Here is a 24,718-nt window from a genome sequence, read left to right as displayed (position 1 = left end):
CTTTGCGGACACCCTGATCTCCACCACAGCCACACTCTCCATCCACCTTCCGCCAGTTCCTGGCAAAACGCCTATAATGATTGGGCAAATTGCCGGGAGAAGTCATGAGCACCATTGCTTTTCATCCTTCGGGCGTCGCGCATCCGCGTCAGGCCGAATTCACGATTCTCGAACAACTGCTGGCGATCCGAGTCCGATCGGGGGCCGATCTTGCCGAGCTGGCGAGCGCGCGCGTCGACGTCTCGGTGATCGACCGGCTGTCCGAGCGCGGGCTGAAATCGGACGAACTGGCCTTCATCATTCCGCGCCGCACGCTGAGCCATCGTCGCCAGGCGCACGAACGCCTGTCGCCCGAGGAATCCGACAAGGCGATCCGTCTCGCGCGCATCGTCGCGCAGGCGACGGCCACGTTCGGCGACCAGGACAAGGCGATGGCGTGGTTGCGCAACGGGCTCCAGCGCTTCGGCGGCCGCACGTCGCTCGACATGGCGAGCACCGAGCATGGCGCGCGGCTCGTCGAGGAAGCCCTCACGCAGATCGACGAGGGGTATTTCGCTTGACGACGCTGTGGCGGATCAGCAATTTCGCCGACCTGAAAGGCATCGGCGGGTTGCGCGCCGGCGGGCGCTGGCATTTCGCCGGGCAGCCCGTCGTGTATCTCGCCGAGCATCCGGCGCTCGCGCTGCTCGAGACGCTCGTTCATTTCGAGATCGCCACGGTCGCGCAATTGCCGAGCGGGTACCAGTTGCTTCGCATCGAGGTGGCCGATTCGGTCGATATCGCCGAAATCGCGGAGGGCGACGCGCCGGACGACTGGCGATCCAACGTCGACTGGACCCGCAGCGCCGGTACCGAGTGGCTGCACACGCAGCCGAGCGCGCTGCTGCGCGTGCCGAGCGTCGTCGTGCCGCACGCGCACAACTTCCTGCTGAATCCACTGCATCCGGCTGCTTCCGAGGCCCGCATTGCCGAAGTGATGCAATCACCGTACGACACCCGGATTCTGCGGCTGGTCCAGTCGAAGCCCGGTGAATAGGGAACCGGACGACGGAGCCTGCGCCGGACGCGGGATCAGCGCTCGTGTGCGGCGCGATCCGCTGCCGCATCGGGTGGCAGCGTCTGCCGGAGGCGCGTGACCGTTCGCGTACTGACGAGACCGAGCATCGTACTGACGTCGGCATGTGCATGGCCCGCAAGCAACTGGCGGCGTGCAACCGTATTGCGCAGCACGCGCGGGCTGATGTCCGCCGCATGGAAGCCGATCGCGCTCAGTGCGTCGCGCACCACGAGCAGCAGGAACATGTCGTTCATCGCGCCACCGCCGCGCGGTGCGGGAAACAGCAACGCGGATGCCGGCGCGTCGGCCGAGCGCGCACGCCATGCGGCGAGCGGCGCCAGTGAAAATTCGGCGAGCCTGATCCGGCGCGCCGGCCGCGCCCGATCGCGCGGCACGGATAGTGCCGGCGGCCGCGCGTCGAGATCGAGCGCGTCGTGCGTCGTCGCACGTATCTCCGCCGAAGTGATGCCGCTCCCGAGCAGCAGCGCGACGATCGCGCGATTCCGGCAATCGGCCGGTGTGTCGTCCGGTCGAGGTTGCACGTGGTGCTGAAGCGCCGCGTCGGCATCGGGCGGCAGGTAGCACGGCTCGGGCTCGCCGTCCGGCCATGCGAGATCACGCGTCGTCCGGCCGGCCGGATGAATCGTGCGCACGCCGGCCTCGACCAGATGCCGGCCCAGCCGGTCGATCAGCTTCGCGTAGCGCACGCGAGTCGACGTGCCGGGCGCACAGGTGCGCTCGAGTTCCGCCAGGAAGGCCGCGACGTGGTCGGGCCCGAACGTGGCCAGCGACACGCGGTGCGCGATCAGATGACGCAGGAACCGTTCGAACATCGCGACGTGCTGCACGACCGAACGCGGCGCGAACGGCCGGCGGTCGGCACCGGTCGCGGCGGTTTCCTGCCATGCCCGGAAGGCGCCGACGGGGTCGTGGGTCCAGCGATTCGTGTCCATGCACGATTTATAGCCGGAACGCGGAGGCTCCGGCAATCGGTCAGATGGCCAGTCCGACGCAACCGGTGCGTCAGTGCGCGGGACGTGCGTCGACGATGCAGTCGTTGTGCCGGGCCAGGCAAGCGAGCAGCAGCGTGTTGAAGAAACGGAGTGCGTCCGGCACCCAGTTCCATCGTGTCGGGGTCCGCATCCGGATCATCCGTGGCTGACCGTCATGAGCCCGGCCCGTCGTGTGAGGAAGCTGGGTGTCGGGCCGGCAATCGCAAACGAACCGGCTGCTCGGCGTGCGATGTCGCTGGCACGCGGCACCGCGCAACGTCACCAGCCGCCACCATCAACCGTCGCGCGAAGGCGAAGAAGCCGCAACCGGTGTCGCGCTTGCCTGTCCACTGAGCCGCGCAAATGCGGCGAACGCCAGTTGCGTCGCGATGGCAGCCAGCGTGCCGGCCGCCATGCCGTTGCCGAGCACGATCTGCACGGGTGAGCTGAAATGGCGATACAGGTTCGGCACCAGGATCGGTGCAAGGCCGACGACGAGTGCGGCCGCGAGCGTGTACTGGTTGGCGCGCGCGTGCAGGTCGACGCCGGCGAGCAGCCGGATGCCCATCACGCCGATCATCGCGAACACGACCAGCGCGGTGCCGCCGACCACCGCGGCCGGAATCGCATACGCGAGCCGCGCGAGCGGCGCGAACAGCGCGATGACGATCAGGATCGCGCCGGCCGCGGCCGTCACGTAGCGCGAGCGCACGCCGGTTGTCTGCACGACGCCGATATTCTCGGCGCTGGTCACGATCAGCGGCGTGCCGAACAGCGCGCCGGCGAGCGACGCCAGCCCATCGCCGCGTATCGTCTTCGGCACGTCGCGCGACAGCGAGATCGGCTTGCCGCACGTTTCGCCGACGGCGACCGTCTGCGCGGTGGCCTCGGCCATCGAGATCGCGGTGAAGATCAGCAGCGGCAGCGCGGCCAGCACGTCGAAGCGCGGCATCCCGAACGGCAGCCATACCGGATGCGTGAACAGCGGGCCGCGCCACACGTCGGCGAGCGCCGGCATCGCATCGAGCGCCCAGCCGAGCGTTGCGCCGGCCATCAGGCCGATCAGCACCGCGAGGCGCCCGAGTGTGCCGCGGAACGCACCCGCGACGATGACCGTGGCGACGATCGTCGCCAGCGCGAGACCGAGCGCGCGCGGCTGCGCGAAGTCGGCCGAACCGGGCTGGCCGACGACGATCGTCGCGTAGATCCGGATCAGGTTGATCGACACGAGCAGCAGCATCGCGCCGACGACGATGCGCGGAAAGAGCCGCAGGCAACGCGTGAAGACGGGCAGCAGCACCCAATAGAACGCGCTGGCGAGCAGCGCCGCGCCGGCGGCGGTCGGCAGGCCCGATTGCGCGGCAATGCCGGCGAACAGCATCGTCGGTGCGCCGCCGGGCACCATCACGAACGGCATGCGCGCGCCGATCGGGCCGGCGCCGAGCGATTGCAGCAGCGTGCCGATCCCGCAGGCGAAGAACGTCGCGCCGATCAGCTGGACCGTCAGGTCCGCCGGCAGCGCGAGCACTTTTGCGATCAGGAACACGGCCGTGATCGGGGACGCGGCCATTGACAGCACGTGCTGCAGCCCGAACAGCGCGAGCTGCCAGGCGGGCAGCCGTGCGTCGACGGGCGTTGGGATCGGATCGTGCGACACGGCAGGCCCCTCGGAAGCGAACGGCGACGAGCGCCGGAAACCGGCGGTGAACGGCAAGGTCAGGCCCGCAGCCAGGGCAGTTGCGCGGCGCTGTAGCGGAACGTCTGGAACACGCTGTTGAGCTGGCCCGGCCCGGTCTTGCGCGCGGCTTCGTCCGGGTATTCGGCGAACCACGGAATCACGTATTCCCAGACGACCTCGCCGGCGGGCGTCACTTCGAACAGGCGGCCTGTCGACGATTCGGTGACGTGCGTGTTGCCGTTCGGCAAGCGCTGCGCATTGCCCATGAACGGCGTGTAGAACAGGTTCACGACGTCGTCCGCATACGACCACACGACGCGCTGCGTCGCCGGATCGATCTCGACGACGCGCGAGAACGCGACGTGCGCGCCGTGGCGGAAATTGCCGTTGTCGAACGCGAGGATGTTGCCGTTCGCGAGCGGCACCGGCGCATGCTGGTGCGACACGACGTCGGGCCCGATCCGCAGGTCGACGCGGCCGGTTTCGCGGTTCACGCCGATGATGCCCGACGTCGTGCGCAGGCTCATCAGCACGCGGCCGTTCGCGTCGACCGCGAGGCCGTTGACGAGCGGCCAGTGATAGCGCCCGAAGCCGGCCGCGATCGGGAAATCCTCGGGTCGCAGGTGTTCGCGCGCACGCCATTCCCACACGATCTGCCCGGCCCGGTTCACTTCGCGGATCACGTCCGCATACATCACTTCGTCGTCGCCGTGCGGCGTGCCGCCCGGCACGCGCCGCGCGAACGCGGCGTCGACCGGTTCGCACGCGGCGTACAGCAGGTTGCCGTTCGGCAGCCACTGCGCGTCATGATGATGCGCGGGGTCCTCGTAGCGCCACACGGTTTCGCCTTGCGGCGTGACTTCGTAGAAGTCGCCGCCATGCCACATCGACCACGGCGCATAGCGCGATTCGGAGTGCGGATGATTGCCGTTATAGCCGAGGTTGCCGTTCGCGAGGATGACCGCATGGCGGCCGGGGCGCACGGGCATCTTCCACTGATGCGCGACTTCACCGTCGATGCCGACGAGATAGACGTTGCCGTCGGCCGTCTGCGGCGCGATGAGCGTATAGCCGCCCGCGGACAGTGCGGGATCGTGGGCGATGAGGCCGACGCCACGGCGGCGCTGGGTAATCTGGTCGACGGTTGTCACTGCACTCTCCATTCGAATCGGACACGGGGATGCAGCGCAATCTAGACGATCCGGGCGATCAGTAAAATCGGATTATTCTTGACGGCCTGTTCGGAAAAAACTAACGGATCACTCATGCGTTCGATATCGCAGGCATTCCGCTGTTTCGACGAAGTCGCGCGACGCGGCTCGATTCGCAAGGCGGCCGACGCGCTGCACCTGACCGCCGCGGCGGTGCACCAGCAGATCCGCAATCTGGAGGAGCAGGTCGGCGTGCCGCTGTTCGACCGGTTGCCGCGCGGCATGCAGCTGACGCTTGCCGGCGAGATCGTGATCGCGGCCGTGCGGCGCGGTCAGCGCGACTTCGACAACGCGCTCACGCAGGTCGAGGACCTGCGCGCGCTGCGGCGCGGCCACGTGAACCTGGCGGTGCCCGCATCGACCGCGGAAAAGCTCGTGCCCGACGCGATCCTTGCCGCGATGCAGCGCTATCCGGGCGTCACGTACAGCGTGCGCTCGGGAAACGGCGAAAGCATCGTGCGCTGGGTCGAGACGGGCGAGGCCGACATCGGCTATGCGTTGCGCCGGCGCACGTCGGCGGGCGTCGTCGAGGTGCGGGCGTTCGCCCAGCCGCTGGGTGTCGTCACGGCGCCCGGCCATCCGCTCGCGGCGTCAGGCGGAAAGGTGCGGATGCGCGACTGCTTCGCGTATCCGCTGATCCTGATGACACCCGACACGGAACTGCGCGCGATGTTCGACCAGATCGATGCGCGACAGCCGCGCAACGTGCGGCCGCTGGTCGAGACGGGTTCGGTGCCGATGGTGCGGCGCCTTGCGGCCGAAGGCGCGGGCGTCGGCTTCCTGATCGCCGAGAACGTCGCGGACGACGTGGCTGCCGGCCGGCTCGCGTGGACGCCGCTTGCCGATGCGGGCGCGCGCTCGTTCAGCTGCATCTACCAACGGGCGGACATGAGCGCGACTGTCGCCATGACGATGTTCCTCGAGTTCTTCTCCGACGCGATCGAAGCGATGGAAGACGGTTTCGCGCGTGACGGCCGAACGGCCGGCAAGCGCCGCCGGGCAGCGCGATAACGACAGCGGCCACGCGAGCGCATCGCACTGCGATGCAGTGCAACACGCGTACCCGTGCGCGTGCGGTCGTGACGTTGTGCGTGCAACGTCCGGCGGCATTACTTCATTCCCTTATTGCGGAAAAAAATTTGTTCATGGGACTATCGAATGCGTTGTCGGCGCACCGAGGGGGTCGCAGGCAGCGTGGTGTCCCTCGCAACGACTGACAAGAACATCGGCAGACAATGAACAGAACAGCGATCTTTCCGTATGCGTCCGCGTTGCTCGCGGCCGCCATGATGACGGCCTGCGGCGGCAACGACATCGAAACCGACACGGGCGCCACGACGACACCCACGGCCGACACGAGTTGTCTCGCAATCGACAACAGCGGCTCGACTGTCGTGGTCGGGTCGAACCAGCCGGGCGACCCGTCACTGCCGGAAGCGTCGTCCGGTTATCGCACCGGGATGAAGCCCGTCTATGCGAAAACGTATCTGGTCGCCACGTCGAACGCCTACGCGAGCGCGGCCGGTTGCGCGGTGCTGAAGAAAGGCGGCACGGCCGCCGACGCGGCGGTTGCCGTGCAGGCCGTGCTCGGGCTGACCGTGCCAGAAGCGACGGGCCTCGGCTCGGGCGGTGTGCTGCTCTACTACGATGCGCGCGGCAAGACGCTGCAGGCGTATGACGGCCGGGAAACCGCGCCGGCCGCCGCGACGGAGAACTACCTGCGCTATGTCGACGATGCGACCGACCACTCCGCGCCGCTGCCGAATGCGCGTGCGAGCGGCCGTTCGATCGGCACGATCGGTGTGCCGAGGCTCATCGAGGCGCTGCAGCAGGATCACGGCCGGCTGCCGTGGCAGAACCTGTTCGGCGATGCGATCACGCTGGCGACCAACGGCTTCCCGATCGGTGGCCGGCTCGCCGACGCGATCGCGGCGAACGCCGCGAACCTGAAGCGCGACCCCGAGGCCGCCGCGTATTTCCTGAACGCCGACGGTTCGCCGAAGACACTCGGCACCGTGCTGAAGAATCCGGCGTATGCGCGCACGCTGACGCTGATGGCGCAGTCGGGTGCGAACGCGCTGTACACGGGGCAGATCGCACAGGACATCGTCGCGAAGATCGCCACGACGAAGGGCGCTGATGGCTCGACGCTCACGCCGGGCAAGACGACTGTCGCGGATCTGGCCGCCTACCAGGCGAAGCGCCGCGACCCGGTGTGCACGACCTATCGCAGCTACTGGGTGTGCGGGATGCCGCCGCCGTCGTCGGGCGGCATCGCGGTCGCGTCGGCACTCGGCATTCTCGAGAACTATGACCTGAAGTCGCTGAAGCCGACGGCGATCGATCTCGAAGGCGGCAAGCCGACCGTCGCGGGCGTGCACCTCATCACCGAGGCCGAGCGGCTCGCGTATGCCGACCGCGACAAATACGTGGCCGACACGGATTTCGTGCCGCTGCCGGGCGGCACGTGGAATACGCTGCTGAACAAGCCTTACCTGAAATCGCGCGCGGCGCTGATCGACCCGGCCAAGAGCATGGGTACCGCGAAGCCGGGCGATCTCGGTGCGGTACCGCTCGGGGTCGACACGACGTTGATCGAGCACGGCACGAACCAGTTCACGATCGTCGACGGCGACGGCAACGTGCTGAGCGCGACGACCACGGTCGAGTCGAGCATGGGCTCGTTCCACATGACCAACGGCTTCCTGCTGAACAACCAGTTGACCGATTTTTCCGCGAACCCGGTCGACAGTTCGGGCAATCCGGTGGCCAACCGCCTGCAGCCGGGCAAGCGGCCGCGCAGCTCGATGGCGCCGACGATCGTGTTCGGTCAGGCCGCGGACGGTTCGCGCGGTGACTTCGTGATGGCGACCGGTTCGCCGGGCGGCGGCACGATTCCGCAATACGTGGTCAAGACGCTCGTCGGCGCGCTCGACTGGGGTCTCGATGCGCAGCAGTCCGCCGGGCTCGTCGACTTCGGCGCAAGCAACAGCCCGACGACCACGATCGGCGGCGAGCATCCGAACGTCAACACGGCGAACAACGGGGCGAACGATCCGCTGATCACGGGGCTGCTCGCGCTCGGGCACAAGGTGTCGACGTCCGCGCAGGCGAGCGGCGTCAACACGGTGATGCGCGTGACGGTCGGCCAGTCGCCCGCGTTGCAGGGCGGCACCGATCCGCGGCGTGAAGGCGTCGTGCTCGGCAATACGTTCCGGCCATAATCGGGCGGTACGCGTGCGGTTCCGATCTGCCCGTATTGGCCGACGGGCGATCGGGGCCGTGCATCGTGAAGGAGCCGCAATGATGCATGCGCATCTGCTTGAAATGGACGCCATCCTGTCGGCGCCGGGCTTTTTCGATTTCCTCGCCGACCTGGATTGCGACCGCGCGCTGGACAGTCGCGATGCCGAGCCGTTCGATGCGCAGTGGATGGCGTCGTTCGACGAAATCGACGGCGATCCGGGCGCAGCGCTCGACCGGCCGGCCGTGGATGCGCTGAGGGAAAAGGCGTTCAAGCTCGCGTTCGGCGCATCGGGGCATGCCGGCGTGGCGGCGTGCGTGTCCGACGACATCGAGCTGATCGCGAGAAGCCGGTTGTCAGGCCGTACCGACGGCTGGCCGACGAGCGTCCTTTGGAGTGCTTATAGAAGCGGCCGGTTTCCCTGCTAGCCGTTTCTGGTCGCTTCCGGCCGTTTCGCCTGTCTGGTTCCGAGCCGCGGCGATCGGCCTTGTCTCTGTCGCGGAATGCACCGCGCGACACGCCTCCAGACTCTCCCCGTCCGCCGGGCTACACCGTCCCGATCCCGTTGCAATCCCCCGATTGTCAAACTGTGTGAATCAATCGTCAGCATTTGCAACCGAAGTAACAGTCCCTGCAAATCAATCGTTTTGCGCGTTCGCGCCGCTACATTAGCTCCACCTGCCGCACGTCGCGGCGAGGCATGCGACAAGCCGCACGAAGGCGGCCCGCAGCAACAACGTCTTTGGGGAGAATGACCATGAACAAGATCCGTACGATTCTGGTGGGTGCTGCACTGACGGCAGTGGCGACTTCGGCTGCGTTCGCACAGACGGCGCAAACCGGCGCCCAGGGTTCCGCGGGTGTCGGCGCGCAGGTTCAGACGCCGCTGCTCGGCGGTGGCGTGGGTGTGCAGGCCGGCGCCGGCGCGAACGCGGCAGGCTCGGGTTCGGGCGCGGGCAACGTCGTCGGCGGTGCGCTGAACGGCGTCGGCAAGACGGTCGGCGACGTGGGCTCGGCGGCCGGCAACGCGGTGGGCGGTGCGACGCACGCGGTCGGTTCGGCAGCGGGCACGGCGAAGGATGCCGCCGCATCGGCCGTCCACTCGACGAAAGCGCACGTGAAGCATGTCGCGGGCAAGGCGAAGAGCCACGCGCAAGGCGCGGTGTCGACGGCAGGCGACGTTGCCGGCGGCGCGAAGGCGAAGGCCGGTGAGGCGCTCGAAGGTGCGACGAACGCGGTGCAAGGCGGCGCATCGGTCGGTGTGAAGGGTTCGGCGTCCGCGCAAGGCGGCGCGCTGTAAGCGTCACGCTTCCCGTCAAGGCCCGGCCCGCTTCGATGCGGGCCGGGCTTTTCTATTGGCGCGCTCGGCGCGCCGTTCAACGCATCCTCGATACGGGGATGCGTCGACGTTCGCCACCGATCCGGCGACGCGACACGTATGCACGCCTTTGTCTGGAGCCGCCGGCACGTGCCCGCAACGGGCGGCGTGCGCGCCCCCTGCCCATTGCCCGCCCGCCATGCTTAAATAGCGGGGCTCCCGGTCGCCGGGCCACCGGGATCGCGGTGCCGGCCGACACGGGCCAGCATGTCCGATCGACATCGTGACGACAGACGACACCAAAATGCCGTTCCGGCCAGTCCGGCGCGGCCCGATAACATTCCGAGGCCTCACGTCATGACCATCCTGTTCCGTCTTCTCGCGCTCGCCTGCGTGCTCTGGCTGGCCGCCTGCGCAGCGCCGCCTCCGCCGTCCGCCAGCACCGGCGCGTCCGCCGCCGCACCGGATGCCAGCGAACGCCGCGGGCTCGGCACTGCATGGGGCGAGTCGGTGCGATCCGAAACCCGCCAGGTCGATTTCGAACGCGCGGATCCGGCAAAGCCGACGGATCTCGCGTCGGTCTATTACAACGATGCGCTGCCCGGACATCCGCCTGCGTCCCAGGTTCGCCGGTTGCCGACCCGCGTCGCGCTCGCCAACGGCGACATCGCGCTGTCGTTTACGGACGAAAAGGGTGCACCGCTGCGTCTTGCGCGCAGCAACGGCCGCTGGCACATGGCGGGCGTCGAAGGTTCGCGCTACATGATCGTGCTGCGCAACCAGGGGCGCCGTACGTTCGAAGTCGTGTCGACCGTCGACGGGCTCGACGTGCTGTCGGGGCGGCCGGGCAGCTACACGAATGGCGGTTACGTGCTGTATCCGGGCCGCACGCTGACGATCGAGGGCTTCCGCAAGAGCCGCGACGAAGTCGCCGCGTTCCGCTTCGCGGCGGTGCCCGACAGCTACGTCGCGAACTCGAAGTACGGCGATTCGGCGAACGTCGGCGTGATCGGCGTCGCGCTGTTCGCGCAGAAGGAGAATGAAGAGGAAGCACTGCGCCGCAACGCGAATCCGTTCCCCGGCAATGACAACGGCTATGCTCCGCCGCCGGTGCCGCGCGGAGAGTGACGCTGCGTCGTGGATCGGCCGCGCGCGTCGCGGCGAACGATGCACGCGCGGCGATCCTGGGTCGCCGCGGCCCGAGCGGTATGCCGGCGCATGCGACGGACCTCGCGACGGTCCTGCGCGATTCTTGCGAGCATGGATCGGCCCGATGAGATCGTCGATTGCATTGAAGCTCGCGGCGCTGGCGCTGCTGGCCTCGAATGCCGCCGTTGGATTCGCCGAAACGCCGGCGCCAGAATCGGTGCGGCTCGCCAACGGTCACGAGATCGAATGGGCGAGCCCGAGGTTGTTCGAGGTCGATGCGGCCCGCCACACGAAATCGGCACTGATCGTGCCGGCCGCGCTGCGCCGTGCATTGGCCGAGGCATCGGGCGTTGCGTTTCCGTCGGGCCGTTCGAAGCGGATCGACGGCAACGACTATCTGCTGGTCGTCGTCAATCGCTCTTCGAGCAGCCGTCCGACCGGATATTGCGGCGCGGGCGAAGAAGGGTCGCTATACGTGCTGGAACTGCGCGGCACCCGTGCGGTGCCACGTTTCTCGCTGCCGGTCCAAAGCTGTCTCGATTCCGTTTCTCTCGAAACCGACGGTGGAACTCAATCGCCTTACCTGGCGATCGCGTGGCACGACGATCCGGCCGCCATCGACATCCGGTGGGAATATGTTGCGCATGGCGGTGCGTTGCATCGCGTTTATCGTTTCGTGAACGGCACGTTTGTCGAGGCCGAGGTACCGCGGTAACACGGTCATCCCGTGGCACGATGGCGATTCGAATTCGCATCGCGTGCTTCCCTCCCTTCCGGATCCACGGAGAGCGTCATGTCGTTACCCGCTTTCAGGTACCATCCCGACCCGCCGGCAACGGGCAGTGTGATCCGCTCGGACGCGTGCTGCGTGTGTTGCGGCGATGCACGTGGTTACGTATACGCCGGCCCCGTGCATGCGGTCGACGAGTATGAGAATTGCCTCTGCCTATGGTGCATCGCCGACGGTTCGGCGCAGCCTTCACCGACACGTACGGCATCGGCGGCGGCGAATGCGACGAAGTGCCCGACGCGGTCGTCAGCGAAATCGCTTGTCGCACGCCGGGCTTTCAGGGTTGGCAGCAGGAGCGGTGGTGGACGCATTGCGGCGATGCCGCGCAGTTCGTCGGTCGTGCGGGTGCGGGAGAACTGCGCGCGCTCGGCCCGCAGGCAGTCGCGTCGATTCGGGAATCGGCCGGACTCGACGAGGGCGCGGAGTGGGAGCATTTCCTTGCCGCACTCGACAAGGGCGGTTCACCGACCGCGTATATATTCCGCTGTATCCGTTGCGGCGAACCCGGCGGCTACCAGGATTGCGACTGATGGCCTGGCTCACGGCATCGCGCGGCGATCGCAGGCTTTATCGTCATGAAACAGAGGAATCTTCGTGAAGTTCATCCACGCGGCAGACATACATCTTGACAGCCCGTTGCACGGCCTGAGCGCGTATCCCGACGCGCCGGCCGCGCAGTTGCGCAACGCGTCGCGCGAGGCGCTGCGGCAACTCGTGGATCGTGCGATCGAAGAGGAAGTCGCATTCCTCGTGATTGCCGGCGACCTGTACGACGGCGACTGGAAGGATCACAACACGGGCATCTTCTTTGGCCAGCAGATGGGGCGCCTGCGCAAGGCCGGCATCCGTGCGTTCGTTCTCGGCGGCAACCACGATGCCGAAAGCGAGATGACGAAGAAGCTGACGCTGCCCGACAACGTCACCGTATTCGGCCACCGCAAGGCGGAAACCCACAAGCTGCCTGAATTCGAAGTCGCGCTGCACGGGCAGAGCTTCAAGGACAAGGCCGTCGTCGACAATCTCGCGATCGGCTATCCGGATCCGGTGCCCGGTTACTACAACATCGGCGTGCTGCATACGGCGCTCGAAGGCTATGCGGCGCACGCGAACTATGCGCCGTGCACGCTGGCCGAACTCCATGCGAAAGGCTACGACTACTGGGCGCTCGGCCACGTGCACGAATTCCAGCAATGGTCGGGGCCGTCCACCGTGGTGTTTCCCGGCAACCTGCAGGGGCGCCATATCCGCGAGACGGGCCGCCGCGGCGCGGTGCTCGTGACGGTCGAGCAAGGCCGCACGCAGGTCGAGCGTCTGTATCTCGACGTGCTGCGCTGGGAAGCCGTGTCGGTCGACGCGTCCGATTGCCTGACCGTCGCCGACCTGTCGAGAAAGATCGGCCAGTCGCTGGAAGCGTTGCTGACCGTCGACGGTCATGTGCCGCGCGCGGTGCGTGTGACGGTCGCGGGGCGTACGCCCGCCCACGGCCTCTTTTTCGGCCGCGCGCCGCAGTTGCGCGCGGAGGTGCTGAACCAGATCGGCATCATCGGCAACGAGCGGCTGTGGCTCGAGAAGGTCCGGCTCGCGACGTCCGCGGCCGATCATCAGCCGGGCGAAAGCGAGCAGCTCGAAGCGCTTGAGGACCTGAAGCAGATCCTGGCCGATGCCGCGCGCGATCCGGATTTCCTCGAGTTGCTCGAACGCGACCTGAAGCCGTTCGTCGGCAAGGTGCGAAGCGACGTGAAGGAAGAGGTGCCGTTGTTGGCGATGGCACGCGCGGGCGAGCTCACGGCGCTCGTCGAGCAGGTCGGGCCCGCGTTGCTTGCGCGGCTGGCGAGGGGGGAGTAAGCGATGCGGATCAACCAGCTCGATCTGATCAAGTACGGCAAGTTCACCGACGAGACGCTGCGTTTTCCGTCGGCCGGCGAGGATTTCCATGTGATCGTGGGGCCGAACGAGGCCGGCAAGTCGACGATCCGCACGGCCGTGTCGGAGCTGCTGTTCGGGATGAAGCTGCAGACGCCGCTCGATTTCCTGCACAGCACACCGGAACTGCGGATCGGCGGCGTGCTGGAGAGCGGCACGGGCGAACTCGCGTTCCACCGCGCCCGCGGGCGCAGTCCGCTGCGCACGCCCGCCGACGACAAGTTGCCCGACGATTACCTGGCCGCCGTTCTCGACGGCGCCACGCGCGAATTCTTCGAGCAGATGTTCGGGCTCGATCACGGGCGTCTGGTCGATGGCGGCCGGAGCATTCTCGACGCATCCGACAAGCTCGGCCAGGTGCTGTTCGAATCGGCCGCCGGGGTCGGCAGTCTCGGGCCGGTGCGCGAGGAGCTCGATGCGCGTGCGGTCGAGCTGTGGGCGCCGCGTCGCAGCGGCAGCGCGTTTGCACTTGCCGAAACGTCGTTCAACGAAGCCGTGACCGAACTGAAGACGGTTCAGGTGCGCACGCGCGACTGGGTCGAACGCAAGGACGCGCGCGAAGCGGTCGAACAGCAGATCGAGCAGGCGCGCGCGGAACAGCGCCGGCTCGAAGCGCTGCGCTCGAAGCTCGAGCGCGTGCGACGGCTGGCGCCGTACCTCAAGGAGCTGACGGTCAAGGACGCGGCGCTCGCGGAACTGGGCGCGGTCGTCGAGTTGCCGCCCACCGCGTATGCGGATCTGTTGAAGGCGCAGGGTGATCTCGCGGCCGAACAGAAGGTGCTCGAGGAACGGCGTGCCGACCTGCTCGCGAAACGGCAGGCGCGCGATGCGATCGACGCCGACACTGACACGCTGGCGCTCGAAGCCGACATCGAAGCGCTCGATCGGCTGCGCGGCGCGTGCATGAATCACGCGCAGGATCTGCTGCTGTTGGGTGCGGACGTCGAGCGGCACCTGTCCGCCGCGTTCGCCGCGGCCGCCCAGCTCGACTGGCCGACGGACGAAGCGTCGCTGCGAGCGTCGCTGCCGACGGCGCTGTCGCTGAAGACCGTGGCCAACCTGTTGCGCGAACACGGCGCGCTGCACCAGGCGCTGGCCGGCGCGCGCGAATCGCTCGACGAACGCACGCGCGAGCTGGCGCAGGTGCGGGAACAACAGGCGCGCCTGTCGACCGTCGATGTGCCGGAAACGCTGCGCGCGGCGTTGGCCGATGCGCAGGGCTTTCGCAACAGCGGCCAGCGCGAGCAGGCGCTCGAACAGGAAATCGCAGCTGCGGAACGCACACTGTCCGGCGCACTCGATGCGCTCGGCCGGTGGCGCATGCCGGTCGACACGCTGCGCGCGCTCGACGTGCCGTCGGTGGCGCGGCTCGGTGCGCTGCTGAAGGAGGACAGCGAACGCGCGAGCGCGGCCGCTGCTGCACGCGACGCACGGGACGGCGCGCTCGAAGAGCTCGAGCGGCTCGAACTGCAGGAGAAGCACTTCGCGGAGAACCACAAGGTCGTCACGACCGCCGACGTGCTGGCAGCGCGTGCGCGGCGCGACGGCGCATGGGGCGATATCCGCAGCGGCGCGATCGATCTCGGAACGGGCGCGCCCGCGCTCGACGATGCGATTCGCCTTGCGGACGAACTCGTCGACGCGCAGTTGGGTGCGACGCAGGCGGCGGCGACGTTGCAGTCGCTGCGTCAGCAGGTCGAATCCGCGCGTGCGGGCGTGACGCGCAGGCAGGCCGCGCTGGACGAGCGCGAACGTGAGCTCGCCGCGCATCGCGACGCATGGGCCGCGCTCGCGACGACGGCCGCGGTGCCCGGCATGCCGCTGGCGGCGATGGGCGATTGGCTTGCGAAGCGCGACACGGTGTTCGCCGCGCAGGCCGATCTCGATCGCCAGCGTCGCGAATTCGACACGATTCGCGCCGCGCGGGCCGGTGCCGAAGCTGCGTTGCGCGCTGCGCTGCGTACCGTGTCGCGAGGCGGCGAGTCGGACGGTCTGGCGGCGCTCGTCGCGACCGCCGAGGCCTTCGTACAGTCGGCCGAGAAAGCGCTCGCGCAGCAGGACAGTCTCGAGGAGCGCGCGCGGGAAGCCGAACGCGGATGCGCGACGGCGCAATCGCGCGCCGGCCACGCGCAGGCGGCCTACGACGCGTGGCACGCGCAATGGCGGGACGCGCTGGCCGACGCGAAGCTTTCCACGAGCGCGGCGACGTTGGCCGCGGCGGAAGGTGCGCTCGCGCTTGCCAACGCCGTGACCGCCGAACTGGCCGATGCCGACGCACCGCGCAACCGGATCGCCGTGATCCGCGCGGAACTGGCCGCGCTCGAGGCGGGCGCACGGCGGCTTGCCGCGGCGCTCGCGCCGGAATGGCTGACGAGCGGCGACTGGCCGGACGTCGCGCGCCGGCTGACGATGCGCCTCGCTTCCGCCAGGGAAATTGCGCGTGCGATCGGTCGGGCCGACGAGGCCGTCCGGCAGGCCGACGGCAAGGTCGCGGATGCCGCCGCCGCGGTGGCCGGTGCCGATGCACGCGTCCAGCCGCTGCTGCAACTGGCCGGTGTCGTGTCGATCGATGCCGCGCTGCCGCTGGCCGAACGCTCGGACCGGCAGCGCCAGCTGCGGCAGGCAGTCGATGCCGCGCACGAGGCACTGGTGCGCGACGGCGACGGCCTGTCCCGCTCCGCCGTCGAAGCCGAAGTCGCGGAGCAGGACATCGCCGACGTACCAGCGCACCTCGAAGCGGTGAAGCAATCGCTCGGCGATGTCGGCAAGCGGCTCAATGAGCTTTCACAGCAGCAGGTCGTGGCCGATCAGACGTTCGGCGCGATCGACGGCCAGGCGAACGCGGCCGTTGCCGAGTCGAAACGGCAGGAAGCGCTGGCGGCGATGGGCGATGCAGCCGAACAGTACCTGGAAGCGGCCACCGCAAGCCGGTTGCTGAAGTGGGCGACGGATCGCTATCGCGACCAGAAGCAGGGGCCGATGCTCAGGCGTGCGGGCGAAATCTTCGCCGGGCTCACGCTGGGCGAATTCGCGCGGCTGACCGTCGATACCGAACGGACGCCGCCCGCCCTGTATGCAAGGCGGACGAAGGGCGCGTCGGTCGAGGTTGCCGGGTTGAGCGAAGGCACGCGTGACCAGTTGTTTCTCGCGCTGCGGATCGCGGCGCTGGAACTGCAACTCGGCAGCCGGACCGCGCTGCCGTTCGTGGCCGACGATCTGTTCATCAACTTCGACGACGCGCGCGCGAAGGCCGGCCTCGATGCGCTGCGCGATCTGTCGACGCGAACCCAGGTGCTGTTCCTGACGCACCACGACCACCTGCTGCCGCTCGTGAGGGACGTATTCGGTGCGCAGGTCAACGTGGTCGAGCTGCAGCGCGCGCCGGTGAGCGCGTGATGCGGGGTGTGCCGGGATGCCGGCGCACGGGCGCGGTCATCGCGTGCAGGTAGTATGTGCGGTTCCGAAATGCGCGCGACCGGTTCTGCCGGTCGCGGGTCTGGCCATACGAGGGGGGAATATGAAAAAGCTGGTAGCCGCCATCGCGTTCGCGGCGGACAAGCATCGCAATCAGCGGCGCAAGGACGAAGAAGCGTCGCCGTACATCAATCATCCGATCGCGCTCGCCGACGTGCTGGCCAACGAGGCCGGCGTCGAGGACGAGCGGGTGATCGTCGCGGCCGTACTGCACGACACGGTCGAGGATACGGAAACGACCGAACAGGAGCTGCTGCGGCTGTTCGGCAAGGACGTGGCGGACATCGTGATGGAAGTCACCGACGACAAGTCGTTGCCGAAGGAAGAGCGCAAACGCCTGCAGGTCGAGCATGCGGCGACCATCAGCCGGCGTGCGAAGCTCGTGAAGCTGGCCGACAAGATCTGCAACCTGCGCGACATCGCACGGCATCCGCCCGCGGACTGGCCGCTCGAGCGCAAGCAGGCGTACTTCGACTGGGCGAAGTCGGTCGTCGACCCGATGCGCGGCGTGCATCCCGGTCTCGAAGCGATCTTCGACGCCGCCTACGACGCACGGCCGGCGGACTGAGGCGCCCGCATGCGATCGGCCCGATCCGCTGGATCCGCTGGATCCGCGCGGCAATCGCCGGCCGTGGCGGGTGTCGATGTGGGTGGCGAAAAGAAGCAATGCGATCTCGTGATCCTGCGTGGACCAATGGTCGTTTGCCGCGAGGAACGGATCGCGCCCGAAGCGGTACCTGCGCTGTGTCTCGCCCATGACGTCGTGGCCGTCGGTGTCGACGCACCGAGCCTGTGGTGGACGGGGAGCGGGCGCCGGGCGGCCGAACAGGCGCTCGCGCGCGAACGGATCTCATGCTTTCCGACGCCGTCGCGGGAGCAGGCGGTCGCGAGCACGTCAGGTTTCTTCGACTGGATGTTCATGGGAGAGCGCGTCTACCGCGCACTCGCGGACGCCTATCCGCTGCTGACCGGCGCGCGCTATGCGGGCGGGCGCGCGAGCTTCGAAACCTATCCTTATGCGATCACCTGCGCAATGCTGGGCAAGACTGTTGCGTCGGCGAAGCAGAAACGCAACCAGCGCCGGCAGTTGCTGGAGCGACTGGGGATCGACGTGTCGACGCTGAAGTCCGTCGATGCGCGAGACGCGACCCTGTGCGCGTTGACCGCGCAATATGTCATCGACGGGAATGCGCACGCGTATGGCGATACGGAGGGCGGATATATCCGCGTGCCGATCGTGAACGAGACGATCGCTCTCGACGCACCGTAGTTGTGTCGCGCGGCCCGGGCGAGGCGCGTAGCAAAAAGGTGAGCTTTTTCGGGAGGGGCGCGGCCGGTGTGCCGGCGAGGGTGTCAGGCTGCGATTGCCGGCCGGCAAGCATCGGAATGGCTGGCGCACACGGCGTTACGTCGGCGCGCTACGCTATTCCGGGCTGCGTTACTCAATCCTCGAGGATGGCTTTCGGCACGCTGGACAGGTCGCAGGCTTGCGCCTGTTCGAAGTAGCCTTCGGCGTCGTCGATCATCACGACTGCGACGTCGATCAGTTCGTCGAGCCGTTGCAGCAGCGATTCGCGCCACTCGATGTCTTCGTCGCGCTCGGGCGTCTTGTCCAGTTGCTCGATGATCGAGTCGGCCGTCTGCAGGAAGGGAATCGCCTGTTGATAATTTTCGATCGAGACCATCGCAGCGTTGCGCGCGCCGACGAGCCGCTCGCGGTGCTCGTCTGCCAGTTCGGATTCGCCGCTGATTCGCGGCAATACATCCGAGATGCGTTGCAGAAGCGGCGGAGCCTGTTCTTCCAGGATGATGGCGCGCTCGCGGAGCGCTGCATATTCGTCGCGAAGGTCGGCGTCGCCGGGTTGAGTCGTGCTGTCCATCGTGGATATGAGTGCGTGGTTCGGTCGCGGCATGATACTCGACAGCACCGGATTCCTTGCCCGTTCCGCGTCCGTATATATAAGGGAAACGAGAGGCATACGTCACACCAATAGAGGTTTGATCGCGTGGCGACGCGCGGCTCGTCGTGAGGCTAGCCCCGGTGCGCGCCAGCGCACGGGGCCTTCTCAAAATATTTTCACAAAGGGCTTGCGTGGATGAGGGCGGGTGCTTAGAATCACGCCTCTTTCGCGCTAACGGAAACGCGGCGCGGGAGAGGGAAGCAAAGCTGGTGGTGTGCTGCAGTGTCGGGCGCGCGGCTGGCCTGGAAGTTGAACCCCGCAGTCGCAACGATGTAGTGTAAAAAGTTGTTGACGAGCTGCGAAACACGGTTCATAATCTCGCTTCTCTGCTGCTGAAAACGCAGCGCTGCCGGGAAACACGAAGTTCCTCGCAGATTGCTCTTTAAAAATTAACAGCCGATAAGTGTGGGCGCTTGATGGAAGCGAGCTGATCTTCGGATCAGATAGCAAAAGTATCAAGAGTCTCACACTAAAGTAAGTCAGGTTTATGAAGTAATTCATTTACCTGTCAGCTTTGAGTGAGCGACCGGTTCTTAACCGAACCGAAAACAGTAACAGGTTTAAACTGAAGAGTTTGATCCTGGCTCAGATTGAACGCTGGCGGCATGCCTTACACATGCAAGTCGAACGGCAGCACGGGTGCTTGCACCTGGTGGCGAGTGGCGAACGGGTGAGTAATACATCGGAACATGTCCTGTAGTGGGGGATAGCCCGGCGAAAGCCGGATTAATACCGCATACGATCTACGGATGAAAGCGGGGGACCTTCGGGCCTCGCGCTATAGGGTTGGCCGATGGCTGATTAGCTAGTTGGTGGGGTAAAGGCCTACCAAGGCGACGATCAGTAGCTGGTCTGAGAGGACGACCAGCCACACTGGGACTGAGACACGGCCCAGACTCCTACGGGAGGCAGCAGTGGGGAATTTTGGACAATGGGCGAAAGCCTGATCCAGCAATGCCGCGTGTGTGAAGAAGGCCTTCGGGTTGTAAAGCACTTTTGTCCGGAAAGAAATCCTTGGTTCTAATACAGCCGGGGGATGACGGTGCCGGAAGAATAAGCACCGGCTAACTACGTGCCAGCAGCCGCGGTAATACGTAGGGTGCAAGCGTTAATCGGAATTACTGGGCGTAAAGCGTGCGCAGGCGGTTTGCTAAGACCGATGTGAAATCCCCGGGCTCAACCTGGGAACTGCATTGGTGACTGGCAGGCTAGAGTATGGCAGAGGGGGGTAGAATTCCACGTGTAGCAGTGAAATGCGTAGAGATGTGGAGGAATACCGATGGCGAAGGCAGCCCCCTGGGCCAATACTGACGCTCATGCACGAAAGCGTGGGGAGCAAACAGGATTAGATACCCTGGTAGTCCACGCCCTAAACGATGTCAACTAGTTGTTGGGGATTCATTTCCTTAGTAACGTAGCTAACGCGTGAAGTTGACCGCCTGGGGAGTACGGTCGCAAGATTAAAACTCAAAGGAATTGACGGGGACCCGCACAAGCGGTGGATGATGTGGATTAATTCGATGCAACGCGAAAAACCTTACCTACCCTTGACATGGTCGGAATCCTGCTGAGAGGCGGGAGTGCTCGAAAGAGAACCGGCGCACAGGTGCTGCATGGCTGTCGTCAGCTCGTGTCGTGAGATGTTGGGTTAAGTCCCGCAACGAGCGCAACCCTTGTCCTTAGTTGCTACGCAAGAGCACTCTAAGGAGACTGCCGGTGACAAACCGGAGGAAGGTGGGGATGACGTCAAGTCCTCATGGCCCTTATGGGTAGGGCTTCACACGTCATACAATGGTCGGAACAGAGGGTTGCCAACCCGCGAGGGGGAGCTAATCCCAGAAAACCGATCGTAGTCCGGATTGCACTCTGCAACTCGAGTGCATGAAGCTGGAATCGCTAGTAATCGCGGATCAGCATGCCGCGGTGAATACGTTCCCGGGTCTTGTACACACCGCCCGTCACACCATGGGAGTGGGTTTTACCAGAAGTGGCTAGTCTAACCGCAAGGAGGACGGTCACCACGGTAGGATTCATGACTGGGGTGAAGTCGTAACAAGGTAGCCGTATCGGAAGGTGCGGCTGGATCACCTCCTTTCCAGAGCTATCTCGCAAAGTTGAGCGCTCACGCTTATCGGCTGTAAATTAAAGACAGACTCAGGGGTCTGTAGCTCAGTCGGTTAGAGCACCGTCTTGATAAGGCGGGGGTCGTTGGTTCGAATCCAACCAGACCCACCATTGTCTGACGTGTCGGTGATCGTTAGCGCTTTAGCGCTTACGAGTACCCCAAGCCGACCGGCTAACACCTGAGGGTATCTGTACTCAATGGGGGCATAGCTCAGCTGGGAGAGCACCTGCTTTGCAAGCAGGGGGTCGTCGGTTCGATCCCGTCTGCCTCCACCAATCACCAACGCTAAGTGCTTGGTTCATATGATGAACCGAGAATTTTGCATTGGCGATTGAGCCAGTCAGAGCGGTACGAAAGTATCGGCTGTCGTTCTTTAACAATCTGGAAGAAGTAAGTAATTTGGATAGCGGAAGCGTCTTGAGATGGACGTGGAAACTATCCGGGTTGTGATTGTATCGATGTATCTCAAGATGATTCGAACTCTAAGTTTGACTCAATTGGAATACGGCACAACGCGAGAACTCAACCTGTAGCGACTGTCGATGAGACAGACTCGTTATAGGGTCAAGCGAACAAGTGCATGTGGTGGATGCCTTGGCGATCACAGGCGATGAAGGACGCGGTAGCCTGCGAAAAGCTACGGGGAGCTGGCAAACAAGCTTTGATCCGTAGATGTCCGAATGGGGAAACCCACTCCTTTTGGAGTATCCATGGCTGAATACATAGGCCATGTGAAGCGAACGCGGTGAACTGAAACATCTAAGTAACCGCAGGAAAAGAAATCAACCGAGATTCCCAAAGTAGTGGCGAGCGAAATGGGATGAGCCTTGCACTCTTTATTTGTATTGTTAGCCGAACGCTCTGGAAAGTGCGGCCATAGCAGGTGATAGCCCTGTAGGCGAAAACAGTATGAAAGAACTAGGTGTGCGACAAGTAGGGCGGGACACGTGAAATCCTGTCTGAAGATGGGGGGACCATCCTCCAAGGCTAAATACTCGTGATCGACCGATAGTGAACCAGTACCGTGAGGGAAAGGCGAAAAGAACCCCGGGAGGGGAGTGAAATAGATCCTGAAACCGCATGCATACAAACAGTCGGAGCCTCGTAAGGGGTGACGGCGTACCTTTTGTATAATGGGTCAGCGACTTACGTTCAGTAGCAAGCTTAACCGTATAGGGCAGGCGTAGCGAAAGCGAGTCCGAATAGGGCGTTCAGTTGCTGGGCGTAGACCCGAAACCAGGTGATCTATCCATGGCCAGGATGAAGGTGCGGTAACACGTACTGGAGGTCCGAACCCACTAACGTTGAAAAGTTAGGGGATGAGCTGTGGATAGGGGTGAAAGGCTAAACAAACCTGGAAATAGCTGGTTCTCTCCGAAAACTATTTAGGTAGTGCCTCGTGTCTCACCTTCGGGGGTAGAGCACTGTCATGGTTGGGGGGTCTATTGCAGATTACCCCGCCATAGCAAACTCCGAATACCGAAGAGTGCAATCACGGGAGACAGACATCGGGTGCTAACGTCCGGTGTCAAGAGGGAAACAACCCAGACCGCCAGCTAAGGTCCCCAAATATAGCTAAGTGGGAAACGAAGTGGGAAGGCTAAAACAGTCAGGAGGTTGGCTTAGAAGCAGCCACCCTTTAAAGAAAGCGTAATAGCTCACTGATCGAGTCGTCCTGCGCGGAAGATGTAACGGGGCTAAGCTATATACCGAAGCTGCGGATGCGTGCTTGCACGCATGGTAGGAGAGCGTTCCGTAAGCCTGCGAAGGTGCCTTGTAAAGGGTGCTGGAGGTATCGGAAGTGCGAATGCTGACATGAGTAGCGATAAAGGGGGTGAAAGGCCCCCTCGCCGTAAGCCCAAGGTTTCCTACGCAACGTTCATCGGCGTAGGGTGAGTCGGCCCCTAAGGCGAGGCAGAAATGCGTAGCTGATGGGAAGCAGGTCAATATTCCTGCACCATTGTTAGATGCGATGGGGGGACGGATCGCGGAAGGTTGTCCGGGTGTTGGAAGTCCCGGTCGCTGCATTGGAGAAGGCACTTAGGCAAATCCGGGTGCGTAATTCAAGGGTGTGGCGCGAGCTTCTTCGGAAGCGAAGCAATTGGAAGTGGTTCCAAGAAAAGCCTCTAAGCTTCAGTCTAACGATGACCGTACCGCAAACCGACACAGGTGGGCGAGATGAGTATTCTAAGGCGCTTGAGAGAACTCGGGAGAAGGAACTCGGCAAATTGGTACCGTAACTTCGGGATAAGGTACGCCCTTGTAGCTTGACTGGCCTGCGCCAGGAGGGTGAAGGGGTTGCAATAAACTGGTGGCTGCGACTGTTTAATAAAAACACAGCACTCTGCAAACACGAAAGTGGACGTATAGGGTGTGACGCCTGCCCGGTGCCGGAAGATTAAATGATGGGGTGCAAGCTCTTGATTGAAGTCCCGGTAAACGGCGGCCGTAACTATAACGGTCCTAAGGTAGCGAAATTCCTTGTCGGGTAAGTTCCGACCTGCACGAATGGCGTAACGATGGCCACACTGTCTCCTCCCGAGACTCAGCGAAGTTGAAGTGTTTGTGATGATGCAATCTACCCGCGGCTAGACGGAAAGACCCCATGAACCTTTACTGTAGCTTTGCATTGGACTTTGAACCGATCTGTGTAGGATAGGTGGGAGGCTATGAAACCGGAACGCTAGTTTCGGTGGAGCCGTCCTTGAAATACCACCCTGGTTTGTTTGAGGTTCTAACCTTGGCCCGTGATCCGGGTCGGGGACAGTGCATGGTAGGCAGTTTGACTGGGGCGGTCTCCTCCCAAAGCGTAACGGAGGAGTACGAAGGTACGCTAGGTACGGTCGGAAATCGTGCTGATAGTGCAATGGCATAAGCGTGCTTAACTGCGAGACCGACAAGTCGAGCAGGTGCGAAAGCAGGTCATAGTGATCCGGTGGTTCTGTATGGAAGGGCCATCGCTCAACGGATAAAAGGTACTCTGGGGATAACAGGCTGATACCGCCCAAGAGTTCATATCGACGGCGGTGTTTGGCACCTCGATGTCGGCTCATCTCATCCTGGGGCTGTAGCCGGTCCCAAGGGTATGGCTGTTCGCCATTTAAAGAGGTACGTGAGCTGGGTTTAAAACGTCGTGAGACAGTTTGGTCCCTATCTGCCGTGGGCGTTGGATATTTGAAGGGGGCTGCTCCTAGTACGAGAGGACCGGAGTGGACGAACCTCTGGTGTACCGGTTGTCACGCCAGTGGCATCGCCGGGTAGCTATGTTCGGAAGAGATAACCGCTGAAAGCATCTAAGCGGGAAACTCGCCTTAAGATGAGATATCCCTGGGGACTAGATCCCCTTGAAGGGTCGTTCGAGACCAGGACGTTGATAGGTCAGGTGTGTAAGCGCAGTAATGCGTTCAGCTAACTGATACTAATTGCCCGTAAGGCTTGATCCTATAACAAGTCTGCCTTGTAGATCGGCGCCGTGCGACAGCACCGGCCGCAAGATCCAGAGCGACAAGTTGGATTCTCGTGTGTGATACACACAACTCAAAATTACTGCTTCTTCCAAGATTGGTTCTGTTGGCCACGCCAGCAGAACAACCCTCTTTGCCTGATGACCATAGCGAGTCGGTCCCACCCCTTCCCATCCCGAACAGGACCGTGAAACGACTCTACGCCGATGATAGTGCGGATTCCCGTGTGAAAGTAGGTAATCGTCAGGCTCCCTAAGCCAGAAACCCCCGCCCGAAAGGCGGGGGTTTTTGCATTGGCGCGACGGAAATGCGCGAGTGATCGGGATCGGTGG

General features: G+C 64.4%; 16 protein-coding genes, 2 tRNA genes, 3 rRNA genes and 1 pseudogene. 18 read left to right on the top strand and 4 right to left on the bottom strand.

What is annotated here, in order from left to right; translation table 11 throughout:
- Nucleotides 1–104 precede the first annotated feature (104 nt).
- Both parS and APZ15_RS33220 read left to right on the top strand, forming a co-directional pair.
- Nucleotides 105–560, top strand: coding sequence for a type II RES/Xre toxin-antitoxin system antitoxin (gene parS / locus APZ15_RS33225; RefSeq protein ID WP_006480981.1), 456 nt, complete (start codon nucleotides 105–107; stop codon nucleotides 558–560).
- On the top strand, nucleotides 557–1,036 hold the full coding sequence (locus APZ15_RS33220) for an RES family NAD+ phosphorylase (protein WP_027792217.1): 480 nt from the start codon (nucleotides 557–559) through the stop codon (nucleotides 1,034–1,036). Before parS ends, APZ15_RS33220 begins: the two co-directional genes overlap by 4 nt.
- 35 nt (nucleotides 1,037–1,071) lie before the next feature.
- Here APZ15_RS33220 and APZ15_RS33215 read toward each other — a convergent pair whose 3' ends face one another.
- From APZ15_RS33215 to APZ15_RS33205, 3 genes are all read right to left on the bottom strand, one after another.
- The gene (locus APZ15_RS33215) at nucleotides 1,072–2,010 is read right to left on the bottom strand and encodes a tyrosine-type recombinase/integrase (protein ID WP_027792218.1); all 939 of its coding nucleotides are present in this window, start codon (nucleotides 2,008–2,010) and stop codon (nucleotides 1,072–1,074) included.
- A 334-nt stretch (nucleotides 2,011–2,344) separates the two neighbouring features.
- Nucleotides 2,345–3,706, bottom strand: coding sequence for a uracil-xanthine permease family protein (locus APZ15_RS33210; RefSeq protein ID WP_027792219.1), 1,362 nt, complete (start codon nucleotides 3,704–3,706; stop codon nucleotides 2,345–2,347).
- 59 nt (nucleotides 3,707–3,765) lie between these two features.
- Nucleotides 3,766–4,890, bottom strand: coding sequence for an aryl-sulfate sulfotransferase (locus tag APZ15_RS33205; protein ID WP_027792220.1), 1,125 nt, complete (start codon nucleotides 4,888–4,890; stop codon nucleotides 3,766–3,768).
- 102 nt (nucleotides 4,891–4,992) lie between these two features.
- On the opposite strand from APZ15_RS33205, the gene APZ15_RS33200 reads away from it, so the two are divergent.
- From APZ15_RS33200 to APZ15_RS33150, 11 genes and pseudogenes are all read left to right on the top strand, one after another.
- Nucleotides 4,993–5,949, top strand: coding sequence for a LysR family transcriptional regulator (locus tag APZ15_RS33200; RefSeq protein WP_027792221.1), 957 nt, complete (start codon nucleotides 4,993–4,995; stop codon nucleotides 5,947–5,949).
- Between the two features lie 224 nt (nucleotides 5,950–6,173).
- Nucleotides 6,174–8,162 (top strand): gamma-glutamyltransferase family protein, encoded by a 1,989-nt coding sequence (locus APZ15_RS33195; protein WP_027792222.1) that lies wholly within the window; start codon nucleotides 6,174–6,176, stop codon nucleotides 8,160–8,162.
- A gap of 79 nt (nucleotides 8,163–8,241) precedes the next feature.
- Complete coding sequence (locus APZ15_RS33190) at nucleotides 8,242–8,610, top strand: hypothetical protein (RefSeq protein WP_027792223.1); 369 nt, start codon at nucleotides 8,242–8,244, stop codon at nucleotides 8,608–8,610.
- Between the two features lie 329 nt (nucleotides 8,611–8,939).
- Entirely contained in the window at nucleotides 8,940–9,482 is a 543-nt protein-coding gene (locus APZ15_RS33185; protein WP_027792224.1) for a hypothetical protein, read from the top strand.
- 375 nt (nucleotides 9,483–9,857) lie between these two features.
- Nucleotides 9,858–10,628 (top strand): hypothetical protein, encoded by a 771-nt coding sequence (locus APZ15_RS33180; RefSeq protein WP_027792225.1) that lies wholly within the window; start codon nucleotides 9,858–9,860, stop codon nucleotides 10,626–10,628.
- Between the two features lie 145 nt (nucleotides 10,629–10,773).
- On the top strand, nucleotides 10,774–11,364 hold the full coding sequence (locus APZ15_RS33175; RefSeq protein WP_027792226.1) for a hypothetical protein: 591 nt from the start codon (nucleotides 10,774–10,776) through the stop codon (nucleotides 11,362–11,364).
- 78 nt (nucleotides 11,365–11,442) lie between these two features.
- Nucleotides 11,443–11,969: pseudogene (locus APZ15_RS33170) on the top strand (CbrC family protein).
- A gap of 64 nt (nucleotides 11,970–12,033) precedes the next feature.
- Nucleotides 12,034–13,284 carry a metallophosphoesterase family protein gene (locus tag APZ15_RS33165; protein ID WP_027792227.1) on the top strand — a complete coding sequence of 417 codons (1,251 nt, stop codon included), beginning with the start codon at nucleotides 12,034–12,036 and terminating at the stop codon, nucleotides 13,282–13,284.
- A gap of 3 nt (nucleotides 13,285–13,287) precedes the next feature.
- Nucleotides 13,288–16,758, top strand: a complete 3,471-nt coding sequence (locus tag APZ15_RS33160; RefSeq protein WP_027792228.1) for an ATP-binding protein — start codon at nucleotides 13,288–13,290, stop codon at nucleotides 16,756–16,758.
- 121 nt (nucleotides 16,759–16,879) lie between these two features.
- Nucleotides 16,880–17,404, top strand: coding sequence for an HD domain-containing protein (locus APZ15_RS33155; protein WP_021161966.1), 525 nt, complete (start codon nucleotides 16,880–16,882; stop codon nucleotides 17,402–17,404).
- Nucleotides 17,405–17,413: 9 nt separating this feature from the next.
- Nucleotides 17,414–18,106 (top strand): DUF429 domain-containing protein, encoded by a 693-nt coding sequence (locus APZ15_RS33150; RefSeq protein WP_027792229.1) that lies wholly within the window; start codon nucleotides 17,414–17,416, stop codon nucleotides 18,104–18,106.
- Nucleotides 18,107–18,278: 172 nt separating this feature from the next.
- Here APZ15_RS33150 and APZ15_RS33145 read toward each other — a convergent pair whose 3' ends face one another.
- On the bottom strand, nucleotides 18,279–18,716 hold the full coding sequence (locus APZ15_RS33145) for an ATPase (RefSeq protein ID WP_165843631.1): 438 nt from the start codon (nucleotides 18,714–18,716) through the stop codon (nucleotides 18,279–18,281).
- 643 nt (nucleotides 18,717–19,359) lie between these two features.
- Here APZ15_RS33145 and APZ15_RS33140 point away from each other — a divergent pair.
- The 5 genes from APZ15_RS33140 to rrf all read left to right on the top strand — a co-directional run bounded on the left by APZ15_RS33140 (nucleotide 19,360) and on the right by rrf (nucleotide 24,635).
- Nucleotides 19,360–20,892, top strand: a 16S ribosomal RNA gene (locus APZ15_RS33140).
- A 63-nt stretch (nucleotides 20,893–20,955) separates the two neighbouring features.
- Nucleotides 20,956–21,032: transfer RNA gene (locus tag APZ15_RS33135), tRNA-Ile, on the top strand.
- A gap of 89 nt (nucleotides 21,033–21,121) precedes the next feature.
- Nucleotides 21,122–21,197, top strand: a tRNA-Ala gene (locus tag APZ15_RS33130).
- A gap of 287 nt (nucleotides 21,198–21,484) precedes the next feature.
- Nucleotides 21,485–24,365 (top strand): 23S ribosomal RNA (locus APZ15_RS33125).
- A gap of 157 nt (nucleotides 24,366–24,522) precedes the next feature.
- Nucleotides 24,523–24,635: ribosomal RNA gene (gene rrf, locus APZ15_RS33120) — 5S ribosomal RNA — on the top strand.
- The 16S, 23S and 5S rRNA genes sit together here with 2 tRNA genes alongside, the layout of an rRNA operon.
- The last annotated feature ends 83 nt before the right edge of the window (nucleotides 24,636–24,718 follow it).

Source organism: Burkholderia cepacia ATCC 25416, assembly GCF_001411495.1.
Taxonomy (GTDB): domain Bacteria; phylum Pseudomonadota; class Gammaproteobacteria; order Burkholderiales; family Burkholderiaceae; genus Burkholderia; species Burkholderia cepacia.
This window is presented reverse-complemented; position numbering and strand designations above follow the sequence as displayed.

Excerpts from the sequence above, each read along its gene's own strand:
- parS (WP_006480981.1), top strand. The coding sequence starts at position 105 with ATGAGCACCATTGCTTTTCATCCTTCGGGCGTCGCGCATCCGCGTCAG.
- APZ15_RS33215 (WP_027792218.1), bottom strand. The coding sequence starts at position 2,010 with ATGGACACGAATCGCTGGACCCACGACCCCGTCGGCGCCTTCCGGGCA.
- APZ15_RS33205 (WP_027792220.1), bottom strand. The coding sequence starts at position 4,890 with ATGGAGAGTGCAGTGACAACCGTCGACCAGATTACCCAGCGCCGCCGT.
- APZ15_RS33200 (WP_027792221.1), top strand. The coding sequence starts at position 4,993 with ATGCGTTCGATATCGCAGGCATTCCGCTGTTTCGACGAAGTCGCGCGA.
- APZ15_RS33195 (WP_027792222.1), top strand. The coding sequence starts at position 6,174 with ATGAACAGAACAGCGATCTTTCCGTATGCGTCCGCGTTGCTCGCGGCC.
- APZ15_RS33190 (WP_027792223.1), top strand. The coding sequence starts at position 8,242 with ATGATGCATGCGCATCTGCTTGAAATGGACGCCATCCTGTCGGCGCCG.
- APZ15_RS33185 (WP_027792224.1), top strand. The coding sequence starts at position 8,940 with ATGAACAAGATCCGTACGATTCTGGTGGGTGCTGCACTGACGGCAGTG.
- APZ15_RS33180 (WP_027792225.1), top strand. The coding sequence starts at position 9,858 with ATGACCATCCTGTTCCGTCTTCTCGCGCTCGCCTGCGTGCTCTGGCTG.
- APZ15_RS33175 (WP_027792226.1), top strand. The coding sequence starts at position 10,774 with ATGAGATCGTCGATTGCATTGAAGCTCGCGGCGCTGGCGCTGCTGGCC.
- APZ15_RS33160 (WP_027792228.1), top strand. The coding sequence starts at position 13,288 with ATGCGGATCAACCAGCTCGATCTGATCAAGTACGGCAAGTTCACCGAC.
- APZ15_RS33155 (WP_021161966.1), top strand. The coding sequence starts at position 16,880 with ATGAAAAAGCTGGTAGCCGCCATCGCGTTCGCGGCGGACAAGCATCGC.
- APZ15_RS33150 (WP_027792229.1), top strand. The coding sequence starts at position 17,414 with ATGCGATCGGCCCGATCCGCTGGATCCGCTGGATCCGCGCGGCAATCG.
- APZ15_RS33145 (WP_165843631.1), bottom strand. The coding sequence starts at position 18,716 with ATGGACAGCACGACTCAACCCGGCGACGCCGACCTTCGCGACGAATAT.